This is a genomic window from Liquorilactobacillus cacaonum DSM 21116 (assembly GCF_001436735.1).
Taxonomy (GTDB): Bacteria; Bacillota; Bacilli; order Lactobacillales; family Lactobacillaceae; genus Liquorilactobacillus; species Liquorilactobacillus cacaonum.
The window spans coordinates 1-12,294 of sequence record NZ_AYZE01000002.1 but is presented as its reverse complement, the minus strand read 5'-3'; the positions used below and the strand labels follow the sequence as shown (position 1 = coordinate 12,294).

The following is a 12,294-nucleotide window of genomic DNA, read 5'->3' as shown; positions in this document are numbered from 1 at the left end:
GACAATTACTAGTCAATAAACAGACAATTACTAGTCAATAAACAGACAATTACTAGCTTAAACATTTCTGTATGCCTTGGGAGAGTAAGGCTCAAAGGGTACCTAAAAAAGGTTTAAAAAAGGTTTAAAAAAAGGTATAAAAGAGGTACCACTGTACGAGATAAAAAACTAGATTCAATTTATAAAGAAATAAATGAAAATTTTATGCGAATAAAACTTTATTCGCTCCGCTCATTGCGCCTCACTACGTTCGTTGCCAAAAAGGTGTGGCAAGCCACATTTTATAAAAACAAGACCTTGAGCGGAGCGAACCCCCGCTCAAACTCACCCTGACACTCGCCGTTAGGCAGGCGAAACAAGTTAAAGGGCAACTTGTTCCGGCAAGCCGATAAGTATAGTGCTACACTCCAACAAGGTCGGGTAGTATTTTTTTGAAAAACACAAAAAAATCTCCACGCCTACCCTTGTTTACGTTCTCGCACCTGGTATATAAAAAAGAGCTCAGAATAATATCTGAATTCTTAAATAAATTATTGATAACTGGAATAGACCAAAGCTAGTTAACATAACGTATCTTATATTGAGTAACAACTGTACCAGTACATAAAGACCTATTGTGAATTCGGGTTAAATCACAAACTCACCGTAAGCCTTTAAACTTCACTCACATATCAACACTTTTTTAAAATTACACAATCTATACCAATTCACTTGATTGCCTTCTTTGTATTTCCATTTTTTCATACAGCCAGTTATCAATTAATCTGAAATTGCCTAACCAGTCAGTTAGTTCATGCAAATTGGCTACTTGCCAGTAACCGGAAGCTGTAGAAATTTTTTTCAGGTCAAAAACCAGTGGGACGGCATCTTCTGAAAATTTGAACTGTACTGTTCCGGACTCACCGATAACTGCGCCTCCCGTTGGTCGTTGCCAAAATCAAGGTCAACCCCGTCACACCTTACCTTTTGACAAAAGGTAAACGAAAAAGCCCCGTCAAGCAAACTGATGATGGGGCTTAAGGTATAAATGACAGTTACAAAGCTATTTTATTAGCGTCCAACCTTCATATAAGCAGAATAAAATAACAATACAGTAGTCGTACCAATTAAAAATGGATCCTGATTTAACTAGTGTGAGAGCTACCATGAACAATAGAAATGCACCACCCAAAATTAAGGGTAGATAAATTAAATTGTGTGCTATTAACCATTGTTGAGAAGGAATAATTATAGGTAACGCTATACATAATATAACAATTACTATTGTGCTAACACTCATTTAAATCCCCCTTTTAAAGGTAGATGAAGACAATCGTTCTAGCAGTCCAATATGCCGCTGTCTTGCTGAAATGTAAATATTTGATTAGTCCATTACGAATTCCTGTTTCAGATTTACCTTCAAAGTTTGTTAAGTAATTAACGAAAGATTTTAGTGGCTTCGAAGCAATACTACGTCCAGTATATTTGGCTACATACAACGCAATTTTTTTAACAACAGTTAATTTGATTCCACGTAAGCGATCAGAGTTGTCATTGGAAATTTTACTCTGTAGAATTTCTAATTGTTCACTTTTGCTAAAATTACCATCAGCAACAAGTTGATTGAACTCCTGTTTCTTTTCAGCAGTTAGTTTAGAATACATGCTGTTGAAATCTTCATCTGAGGAGCTTGTGTTGGTAACGATAGCAGAGTTTTCGTCGGCTTTTACACTCAGGACTGGAGAGATAGCTGTTCCTAGTAAGCCGCATAATGAGGCGGATACAGCAAGCTTGATAAGGTTTTTCATTCAACGGGTCCCCCTTTTTAAAAGATTGTTTAAATATTAACACATGATTAATTTAGTGTAAAATTATGGTGTGAAAACACTTTTTAGTATACAGGACTTTTCAGTAGTGTTTCTGCAAAAAAGCAGGTTTTTTAATTTTAAAATCAGCGATTAGTTGCACAGCTCTAACCAGGAGCCAAAAACTAAAGAAAATAGCTGCGCCTAAGATTACAACACCAAACAAACCTAAAAATACAGCGAGGTATGGATGTGCTGGTTGAATTGCAATTGTTGTTTTATAGAGTAAATTTAGGCCCCAGCCATGCCAAAAGCCATCGTAAATTAATGATTTTAACAAGAAAAAGATAATAGCTACGAGTAGTAAACAAACAGCGAAGCCTGCCAAAACTGGAGACAATTGTCTCCAGAAAACGCGAGTTTCGTTTTTTTCTAGTTGAAATTCGCGTTCAGATAACTCTGAACTGATTTTTTTGATAACGAACTTTTGGTGATGAAGATCCTCTAACGTATTATTACGTAATTTATCAATATCGAGGTCGGCAAGTTTTTTGGTTGCCATCTGATTGATTTGATCATGATACCACTCTTTTTCCTTAGCTAAAGCCTGTTGTTGTTGCTGGTGAAAGGCAGTTGTATCAGAATACATAGCTAAGCGTTCTTTAACAAGAGATTCAACTAAATTTGACAACGCTGGAACGTTAGCTAAATCAATCTGACCGTTCTGATACGCATTTAAGAGCTGATTAGTTAATTCTGCGTTAGTTGGAATATTATTACTTGTATTCATCTTTCCATGCCTCCTCGTGGCTTATACGGACGTTGTACGCTGTGATGAGTAGGTGAAGTTCGTTTAGCTAAATCATTTTGAACATTTTGCCGTTGATTTAAATCCTGTTTTAGCATATCTGCTTTAAACCTTTGCGCAAATTCACGACCAATATCACGACTTTTTAGGAATTGCTTAACTTGGTCTGTAAGTTTTTGTAATCCGTCTTTAAGCTGTTGTATTCCTGTTGTAAGTGGCTTAATTGCTGTTCTAAAGCTGTGTTGTTTGACGATAACGTTGTTAGTCTGTTCGATATTTCGAGATTGGTCTCTTTGAGTTTGTTTTGTTGTGACTGCAAGGTGGTTAATACTTTGTTCGCTTGTATCAAACGTTTGTTTTCTGAGTTCAGTTTCTCGGCTAATTTCAATAATTCTTTGTTGCTTTGAATCATCAAGCCCCTTGTCTGCTTGCTTTGCTCTTCTTTCCAACTCATATTCCAGGATCTCTCTTTCATAATCTTTGCCAAGGCGATAGCTGCGGGCACGACGTTTTTTGCCCTCAGCGTCAATAAATGCGAATGTAAGCACGTTTTTACCCCTATCTAATACTTTTATACCTTTAGACGATAAACTCTCTGAGAATGCCTTATATGAGCTTACAGAGGAATCTAGCATAACAGAATCAATCTGCCGACGTAAATCATCTTTCCAAACATATTTATTTTTGTTCGCTAATTGCTTTTCAGCCATAGATTTACGTTCAGACTGTGGAGATTGAGTAGGCAAGGATAGGCCATGTGCTTGAGTTATTTGATTACTGAGTTTAGCAATACGCTCCCAGTCGTTATGGTGGTGATATTTTTTACCGGTTTGAAGATTTGGCATATTAATCAATAAATGATTGTGTAATTTATGGCCCACGCCATCAATATGAGTATAGACAGCGACTTCGTGGTCAGGAGCAATTTTTTGGGCTAATTCTAAGCCAAGTTGATTAACCTGTTGCCAGGCATGAGGATCAGCGCTATTAAAATCAGAGGCGGAAAAAGATTGAATGACACGCATAACCTCGGTTTTACCAGTGTTTTTAAAAACCGAACGAGTTGCTTTCATTTGTGATTTAGCATAATCAATATCAAGATTAAGCCCATTTTTAACAACAGCTCGATCGTCTAAGGAATTAATTAAATCAGGATCAAGATCCTGATCAAGTAACCATTGTTTTGTTTCAGCAGATAATTTATTTTTACCTTCAGCATAATTTATAGCTGCGGACCCGCTAGTCGCGCGGCTTATTTTAATTGTCGCAATAAGTCCTGCACCTCCTGACGTAAGGCAGAGAATTCAGAATCAGAAAAAGCATGAGAATCAGTGTTAATTTTATGAGCAATTTGATTTAAGTTTGAAGCCATACCGATAACTTGACGATAAAGATCTTTTTGCATTTGAGCATCAAATTTTGGTTTAGCTAAATGTGATTTCATAATAAGTTTTTTAGCATAACGAGTAGGAGTTAAACCATAGACTTGAGCAGAGCGAGAAAGCTTAGAAAAATCGTCATCAGATAAACGGAAATTAATTTGTTTTCTAGAGATAAAAACCACTCCCTTATAGCAACAGAAAGCGCCCTATGCGGTTGCTTACTTGTTGAGATTGTGTAAGTTGATTGTGCGCTATACGCTTACAGTCACTCTAACACAAAAATAAGGAAGATGGCAAGTAGTTCATTTGCTAGACAATTACTTCGTAATAGTCGCAAATGACACTTGAAAAGGAGGGCAATTTGCATAGCAAATATTCCCCCTTTTATCCCCCTTAAGCGTGCCGATTTTCTGTTCGAAAACGTCACTAAAAAGCGCTACTTTTTTGGCAAAAAAGTAACATAAAAAATAACAAAAATAAGGGTAATTTGCGTATAGCAAATTACCCTTATTTTTGTCGTTAGTGAATAATATTTTTGACAAGTTAAAATAGCAAGGCTAAAAAAGGACGAGAAACTTAAAGTTGGTTTCTCGTCCTTTTTATTTGTATATAGATTAGTTATGTCAAAGACTTTTGTTATTTTTGCACCAGAACCTTGCATAGTTTTAGCCCTTTTCTTGAGATAGTAAAGCAGTTATGTTATTATTTTTGTAAGGAGAAAGTAAGGAGATGATATTGTGAATGCAGATAATGTAACTAAGGTTAGCTCAAAAATCACAAGTAAAAATCAGATTACAATTCCTAAAACGGTACGTGAGCTGTTAAAAGTTCGGTCTACTGACACAATTGAATGGCAGATTGAGCCAAATGGTAGAGTAATGATTGTTCGTAGTAAACCTGATCTATGGCAACTTGTTGATGAACAGGAAAAAAAGTTCGGAAATCTCAGTACCACGGAATTTGATTGGGGTAAGGACATAGAAAGTGAAGACTTTGATTAATGAAATTAAAACAAGGCGCTATTTTGTGGATTAATTTAGATCCAGCTAAAGGAACTGAAACTAAGAAAAAGCGACCGTGTTTAGTTGTGAGCAACGATCACTATAATCGCTATTTTAATACAGTGCTAATTGTACCAATCAGCACTTCTGACAAATATCGCACCCTAGAAAAGTATGTTAAATCTCCGTTATTTATCAGGATAGATAAAGGGGAAATTCACGGAACAGCGCTCTTACAACATATCCGCGCTGTCGATCCAACAAAGCGATCAGATGGCGAAGTTGTGGCCACTTTATCTCAGCAAGAAATTAGTTCGATTAGTACAAAGGTCCAACAATTTTTTTGAAAAACAGATGTTATTTATTAATAAAAGCAAAAAATATTTTCGAGGGGCGATTTGTTAAGTTATAGACCCTAAAACTTAGAGGTAGTTCTCCAAAAAATGTATTCCAACATGTTAGCAATACTAACTCCTACTAATATTGTACCGAGTGTTTTGTGATTAATTAAAATGAGTGAGATGCCAAGGATAAAGAGCCCTAAACCACAAAGTAAGTCAATTCGATTGCTAGAAATACTTTTAACTGATCGTAGGCGCAATTGTATAGATAACACTTGAATTAAAGCAATGGCATTCAAGGTACCTAAAAATAGAATAATGTTATTAAATATACCAGTAGTCAGATAAAATAGAAAAATAAAATTGCTAGCACCTAGGATAATAATTGTGGGTATAAGTGATTTTTCAACAGTCTTTTTTTCTAAGTATTCTTTCATTCCAGAATCCTCCTTTAGCAAAACATCCAGTGAAATATGGTAGTAGTCACTTAACTTAATCAAGCTAGCAATGTCGGGATAAGTTTTTTCATTTTCCCAACTAGAAATAGTTTGTCTAGTAATAAAAAAATCATTAGCAACTTGTTCTTGGGTCAAATTCATTTCTGTTCTTGCGTTTTTTAGACGATCACCAAATTTCATAAATACCCTCCTGATTTCAAAATAATTGTGCCTATAAAACACGAAAAGAGCAAGCAATGATTCTATGCTTGCTCTTGTTAGGCGTTATTTTATAATTATAGACCCTAAATTATTCTTGAACTTCAAATTTTGGTAATTCATTAATTAATTCAAGTGTTCGCATACTTACTGTAATAACAGATAGTAAAAGATTTAAAATATATTTAGGATCATCGCTAAATTCGTTAGGATCATCAGTAATGCCTGATTTTTTATCTGTTTTCACTTGATATTGATCTATAATCCATTCAATAGCTGGACGACCATTAACAATATACTCATAGGCCCTTTCAGGAATGTTGTTGATGGTAATACTATCGTTGTAGATAATAGTATCTAACTCATCTTTCTTAGGGTGTTTCATCTTTTTAACATGATAATTCGGTTCAGATATTTGAAAATCAACTCCCTCCCAAGATGGTTGCTTTTCATAATTTAAATGCAGGTCAGCAAGCCTACGCCCAATTTCAACATATTTCTCCTTGTTTTTTAGCAAAGGAATTCGAGGTAAATCTTTTTTTAAATCATTAGCATATCGTTTTCGGTATACTGGAGAATGAAGTACCCCATATACATAATAAAATTCATCATCATTCGATATATTATCAATACGATCATTGAATAATCCTGAAATTTCGTATATATATCGAGGAAAATTACGCCCAGGATATAGTGCATTCATATCCAATAATTCTCTAGTTATTAAACTGGAGAATTCATTTTTAGTACCTGCTCCGCTTATATTAATAAATAAATTATCAGAGTCAGGTGTAGGGAATGTCTGGAAAGATTTTCTTGTACGTTCATTTAAAATACGTGCTCTGTATAGATATTTTTTTGTGAATGGTCGATACATTGAAAGTAAAATACTTCCTGAATCATAATTCATTTTTTCGTGCCGAACTGCTGCCATTTTTAGACTAGCTGCCCAACTGATTTTACTTTCGTCATTTGTAACGAAAGAACTTAAGTTCTTTATATCGATATCATCACTAAGTTTTTCTAATTTATCTACTTCAAAATTGTAGTTATCAATCATAGTTTTTACATTTTTAGCTACATTTATTTCAGAAAAGTTACTAACCCATGAGTCACGGTTAGTTACAATCCCTATATCCTTAATGCCAAAAATAGAGTTGTTTTCATCAGCTAAAGGAGGGTAACTGAGGTATTTTTGATCTCTTTGATTAATCCAGTCATTATTTCCATCTGGTAAAATAGTTCGCCAATCAATATTTAAGACTGACTCCTTATCACATAAAATATTAAGTTTATCATCACGACTAAGATAATCCCCAATATCATGATAATGAACTTCGTGACTATCACTACCATCTTTTACCAGAATAGAAATAACTATAGTATTACGACTACCTGCCCCAAAAATCTTACCACCTTCTTTGCGAGATTGCTCTCCAACTGTTCGTTGATCTCCTCTCAAGTTAAAGATGTAGAGGTGGTTAAATTCTTCATATAGAGATTTTCTAAGACCATCGGCTGATTGGGTATCTACATACGATCCATTTGATACAAAACCAATTACCCCTTTATCTTTTAATCTGTTAGATGCCTAGCGAATAGATAGAACATAGCTGTCATACATACCTAAAACACTAGTCGTTTTAGACTGTTTTACATAGGTATCAGCTATTGATTTAAATAATTGAGGATACTCGATATTTTTATTATTATCATTTTCATTGGATTGACCTTTAGAATAAGGCGGATTACCAATAATAGCTGTAATTGGGACTTCCTGTTGCCTCTTTAAACGTTCATCATTAGTTTCAAAATAATCATCGTCTAATGTATCTTCAGTCTCTGTACTCTCAAAAGTGTCTGTTAAGACAATACCTTCAAAAGGAACATAGCCTTCTTCATCACCATTTATTTCATCAAATGTTGCTTCAATATTGATTGCTGCAATGTAATAGCTTAGCAAAACAATTTCATTGGCGTGTAATTCTTGTGTGAATTTACGAGTAATGTCCACTAATGATATTTTCCCAGCATCCATTTGTTCTTTCAGATAAGTCAACGTTCGAACAATAAACGTCCCCGTACCTGTAAACGGATCTAAAATATGGACATCTTTACTAGCTAAAGATTTTCCAAAGTGTTTCTTTAGAACATCATCTACGGAATGAACAATGAAATCAACCACTTCAATTGGTGTAAAGACAATCCCTAATCTTTCAGTGGTTGACTTAAAAGCAGTTCTGAAGAATTTATCATACAAAGTAACAATAATCTTTTGTTTATCTTCTGCTTTTTCAATACCTTCAGCTCGCATTCTGACAGATTCATATAAAGGTTCTAGATTTTCTTGTTCTTTGGTAAAACCATTTTTTTCTAGCTCTAATACAATCGATTCCATCGCTTGGGAGACGGGATTTTGATTCACAAAACTGTATTTTTCAAATAGAGCCTCAAATATAGGTTTTGTAATTAAATGCTGTGAGAGCATTTCCGCAGCTTGATTCTCATCAATACTTTCATTGATATTATGTTGTAATGATGAAACGAACTTTTTAAATTCTAAACTAATCGGATCTTTTTTATCGGATAATTTATTTTTAATCCAGTTAATTTGACGTTCCGCTATTTTAGCAACATCTTGCGACCAATTCTCAAGATATTTTCTATCACCAACTTTTTGAACAATTTTCCCAAAAATAGCACCTTCAAATTTATCCCACTCAAATTCCAGTTCAGTTTGAACCGGAATATTTTCAATAGTATTATCTTGGTCATTCGCTCGATCTGGAGCACTCCCTATACCAATGACTTTTAACTGTTTAGGCTTTGCCATGTTTAACTTATCAATCATGGCTTCAAAACGTTCATCTACAGAACGCAATGCATTAATTACCTGCCAAACCGTTTCATAGTTCTTGTTATTGTCTAAAATAGTTTGGGGTGTTTCGCCTGTTGGAATTACGATAGGCAAAATAATATAACCATAATCTTTACCCCCAGCCTTACGCATAATCCGACCAACAGCTTGAACAATATCAACTTGAGATTTCTTAGGAGATAAAAATATAACTGCGTCAAGCGTTGGAATATCAATACCCTCTGTTAGAAAGCGGACATTAGAAACAATTCGGGCTTCATCCGATGGCTTATTGGGGTTTGCTAACCAGTCTAAAATTTCACCTTTTTTGAGTGCATTCATCTGCCCATCCGCATGACGCATTGATAAATGGATAGATTGATCTTCAACCGCTTCACTGATATACTCATTAACCACTTCTTCAAATTGACTCGATACTTTTTTCGATTCTTCAATCGTTCGCGTAAAGGCTATTGCTCGCTCTAAAGGCGCACCATCATAAGGGCTATTCTTTACTGGATTCTTGTACCCATTACGACGCATCATACCATTCCAGATACCGACAATCCGGCCAACATCATCAATATTTAACCCATTTTCAGGATCAGCTAATGTGCGTTGCATATCTTTTTGGATGGCAGCCTCATCCACAGCTAATACCATGACTTTATAGTCAGTTAAGATATCATGTGACACCGCTTGACCAAATCCCATACGGAAAAATACTGCGCCATATTTACTTTCATCGTCCATGGAAGCCAGCAAGATACTTTTTTCTTTAGCGTTTTTCTTAGCACTTTCACCAAATATTTTTGGTGTCGCTGTTTGATACATACGTTTTCGTCCCTGGACATTGTTGTTACTGTGTACTTTAGCAAAAATGCTAGCTTCTTTATTTGATTCATGAGCACCAGTAGTACGATGCGCTTCGTCAGATATGATAAAGTCAAATTCTGGTAGCCCATGCTTCTGTGCCTCGCCAATCACATCAATACTCTGATAGGTACTGAAAATAACGACCATATCAGTTGATTGACCTTTTTCCAAATCACGCCAATTTTGTAGTATTTTTTGACTAGATGTTGTCGCGGGATAACCAATATCAGCAGCCTTAATGTCTTCATTACCATCTGCACCACGAGAGGCATCACGATCTGATGTTACAGCCATACTTGTCATGGTGAGTTCAGTATCATTGTTCCACCCACGTAATGTTTGCGTTAATAATTGAATACTTGGGACTAAGTATAGAACTTTAAACGGTGTAGATTGCTCTTTAGCTAGTGCTTCAGCAATTTTCAGACTAGTAAAGGTTTTACCGGTCCCTGGCGCCATAATTAACTGCCCACGATCATGCTTTTTAAAATGATTAAGTGCGTTCTCTTTAGCCGTTTGTTGATAACCACGCAACTGTTTTGGCTTTTTAATAGTTACTTTCTCAGGACGTTCAAAATTAAACTGTGACCAGTCAATTTGAGAGTTACGCAGATCGGACAATCCGATAATTTCAATACCTTTTTCATTTTGCTCAATCGTTTCACGAGCATTGCTATTCCATTCATCGACTGTCGAAATAATCAAACCATGATGATAGTAGCTTTTTCCCAGTTCAGCAACAAATGAATTAATAGAATCCTTACTTACTTTATGGGTATAGAATTTAGCTTGAATTGCGACTAAATCACCATTTTTCTGTTCGGCAACTAAATCTACGCCAGTATCTTTTTTAGAAATACCATAATTATCAGGTACATCTGATAACAACCAAACATTTTGATACAACGCTTTATAAGTTGGCTCATGTTTTAAGTAAGCTAAAACTAGCTTTTCGAAAAGAGTTCCCCGTTCGCGTTGAACATCACCTGCAGTTTGATTAATTTGATCGATTAAATCATTAAAAGTTTGTGCATTCATTGCATTCTCCTACCAAAGTGCCACCATTTTTTATTTTGCTTTTGAGGCTCTTTTACTCTATTTTCTACTGAATTTTCTTTTGGAATAGAATCGTCTTTTTCACTACCTTGTGTTGGTATATTTAATGATTTCAATTCTTTGATTTCTGACTTGTATTCTTCTAACATTTTTTTATCTTGTAATGCTAATCGCTGTTGCTGGTCTAGTAAATTTTGTGTTTGTTTTTGAACTTCAAGTAAACTTTTTATCTGTTCGTCTTTCTCTTTCATAGACTTTATTGTGTTTAAATATACATCATAATCAACAACTCTGTTTTCCAGTTTACTTGTCGATGAATTGTCGTTTTCTAGTCCCATCAAAACCTTTATATTATGAACATCTTTGCTGCTTAATACATACCTATTGCCTTCCTTGTTTGGCGTTTTACTTGTCGATAATTTGGCGATTATTTGTTGAATTCTTTGCTTTGAAACACCTAATTCTTCAGCAAGTTCTCTAATAGTTTTAGACATGATATCAGTACCCCTTTCGGAGTTCAGCAAGTAATTCTTGCCTTACTTGATCTTTTATTTTTTTATCATGTTCAAGCTGCTGTTCAGCTAGAGCTTCTTTTTCGGTTGTTCCTAACGGTAAGTGCTTGACTTTATCGATTGCACGCCATTTTTCTTGTTCTGTTAGTTCTCCATTATGCTGAATATTAAAGAGCTTTTGTCGTTCGTCTTGAAATTTACCTTGTGAGAAGTCATTCGCATCTTTCTTTTCAGGTTTCCAAGCAAATGAATAACCAACTACTGGTTTTCCACGACCTTTACCATATTTTTTTCTAATCGTTAATCCCCTGAAAAGTGGAGTTAGTTCTTCCTTAATAGGCTTTAAAACAAATTGATCTATATTAGTCGTCTTATTCCAATAACTAGTTGGAATATCCAAAAATTCAAAAAACTGTTCCTTTGTGAAATAAGCATATCCAGTTGTACGGAATCCTTTTAAACATCTAAAAGCTGTTTTGGCATAGCCACTGTGAAGTTCACGAAACTCAGTTAAAGCATATCGTACCCATGTATCTAGGTTGTTTAGTAGTGGTAATGCATCTTTATAGATTTCTATATCGACATAAGGTATCCCCGCTTCGCCACGGATTTGAAACTTAGTAAACATTACGAATAAATCTCTATCTAAACCGCTTTTGCTGTATTTTCCGAAGTGCAATCCCATCAGTTTAGTATATGTACGCTCAATATCATCCTCAAAGCGATTATTAGCCGTTGGCTTGTAATCGCTCAGCTCTTTCAACTGTTCAAAGGTAAGACGAACAGTTTGATCACCCTTATCGCGCATACGAGATACTATTGAGAAGAATAAATTCATTTCAACAGGAGTGAATTTACGCAATGGAATTGTGTTTAGCTCAGGATCATATTTAATTATCTCATTGCTCATATATAAGACACCACCAATAATTAATTAATAACAAAAGACTAGCATAGCATTAAAAACTAGTCAATAAACAGACAATTACTAGTCAATAAACAGACAATTACTAGTCAATAA

Annotated in this window: 9 protein-coding genes and 1 pseudogene; 2 read left to right on the top strand and 8 right to left on the bottom strand. The window is 35.0% G+C overall.

Going from position 1 to position 12,294, the window contains the following annotated elements; genetic code table 11:
- Window positions 1-1,292: 1,292 nt before the first annotated feature.
- The 4 genes from FC80_RS00385 to FC80_RS00370 form a co-directional block, all read right to left on the bottom strand.
- A complete protein-coding gene (locus FC80_RS00385; protein ID WP_057828176.1) occupies window positions 1,293-1,787 on the bottom strand; it encodes a hypothetical protein in 495 nt (164 codons plus the stop codon).
- Between the two features lie 100 nt (window positions 1,788-1,887).
- Complete coding sequence (locus FC80_RS00380; RefSeq protein WP_057828175.1) at window positions 1,888-2,574, bottom strand: hypothetical protein; 687 nt, start codon at window positions 2,572-2,574, stop codon at window positions 1,888-1,890.
- Entirely contained in the window at window positions 2,571-3,737 is a 1,167-nt protein-coding gene (locus tag FC80_RS00375; RefSeq protein ID WP_420806299.1) for a relaxase/mobilization nuclease domain-containing protein, read from the bottom strand. The genes FC80_RS00380 and FC80_RS00375 overlap by 4 nt, the downstream gene beginning before the upstream one ends.
- Window positions 3,738-3,844: 107 nt before the next feature.
- The gene (locus FC80_RS00370; RefSeq protein WP_057828173.1) at window positions 3,845-4,156 is read right to left on the bottom strand and encodes a plasmid mobilization protein; all 312 of its coding nucleotides are present in this window, start codon (window positions 4,154-4,156) and stop codon (window positions 3,845-3,847) included.
- A gap of 555 nt (window positions 4,157-4,711) precedes the next feature.
- Between FC80_RS00370 and FC80_RS00360 the strand changes: the two genes are divergently transcribed.
- Together FC80_RS00360 and FC80_RS00355 are read left to right on the top strand one after the other, a co-directional pair.
- Window positions 4,712-4,975 (top strand): type II toxin-antitoxin system PrlF family antitoxin, encoded by a 264-nt coding sequence (locus FC80_RS00360; protein WP_057828171.1) that lies wholly within the window; start codon window positions 4,712-4,714, stop codon window positions 4,973-4,975.
- Entirely contained in the window at window positions 4,975-5,322 is a 348-nt protein-coding gene (locus tag FC80_RS00355) for a type II toxin-antitoxin system PemK/MazF family toxin (protein ID WP_057828170.1), read from the top strand. The genes FC80_RS00360 and FC80_RS00355 overlap by 1 nt, the downstream gene beginning before the upstream one ends.
- A gap of 68 nt (window positions 5,323-5,390) precedes the next feature.
- On the opposite strand, the gene FC80_RS09635 is transcribed toward FC80_RS00355, so the two are convergent.
- The 4 genes and pseudogenes from FC80_RS09635 to FC80_RS00335 all read right to left on the bottom strand — a co-directional run bounded on the left by FC80_RS09635 (window position 5,391) and on the right by FC80_RS00335 (window position 12,183).
- The gene (locus tag FC80_RS09635) at window positions 5,391-5,954 is read right to left on the bottom strand and encodes a helix-turn-helix domain-containing protein (RefSeq protein ID WP_057828169.1); all 564 of its coding nucleotides are present in this window, start codon (window positions 5,952-5,954) and stop codon (window positions 5,391-5,393) included.
- A 109-nt stretch (window positions 5,955-6,063) separates the two neighbouring features.
- Window positions 6,064-10,743, bottom strand: a pseudogene (locus tag FC80_RS00345) (DEAD/DEAH box helicase).
- Window positions 10,740-11,255: a MarR family transcriptional regulator gene (locus FC80_RS00340; RefSeq protein WP_057828168.1), complete on the bottom strand. Its 516-nt coding sequence runs from the start codon at window positions 11,253-11,255 to the stop codon at window positions 10,740-10,742. Before FC80_RS00340 ends, FC80_RS00345 begins: the two are co-directional and overlap by 4 nt.
- Window positions 11,256-11,259: 4 nt before the next feature.
- Window positions 11,260-12,183: a replication initiation protein gene (locus FC80_RS00335; RefSeq protein ID WP_057828167.1), complete on the bottom strand. Its 924-nt coding sequence runs from the start codon at window positions 12,181-12,183 to the stop codon at window positions 11,260-11,262.
- Between the last annotated feature and the right edge of the window lie 111 nt (window positions 12,184-12,294).

What these genes read in the sequence shown, in the direction of transcription:
- FC80_RS00355 (WP_057828170.1), top strand. Translation starts at nt 4,975, where the DNA reads ATGAAATTAAAACAAGGCGCTATTTTGTGGATTAATTTAGATCCAGCT.
- FC80_RS00335 (WP_057828167.1), bottom strand. Translation starts at nt 12,183, where the DNA reads ATGAGCAATGAGATAATTAAATATGATCCTGAGCTAAACACAATTCCA.
- FC80_RS00380 (WP_057828175.1), bottom strand. Translation starts at nt 2,574, where the DNA reads ATGAATACAAGTAATAATATTCCAACTAACGCAGAATTAACTAATCAG.
- FC80_RS00340 (WP_057828168.1), bottom strand. Translation starts at nt 11,255, where the DNA reads ATGTCTAAAACTATTAGAGAACTTGCTGAAGAATTAGGTGTTTCAAAG.
- FC80_RS00385 (WP_057828176.1), bottom strand. Translation starts at nt 1,787, where the DNA reads ATGAAAAACCTTATCAAGCTTGCTGTATCCGCCTCATTATGCGGCTTA.
- FC80_RS09635 (WP_057828169.1), bottom strand. Translation starts at nt 5,954, where the DNA reads ATGAAATTTGGTGATCGTCTAAAAAACGCAAGAACAGAAATGAATTTG.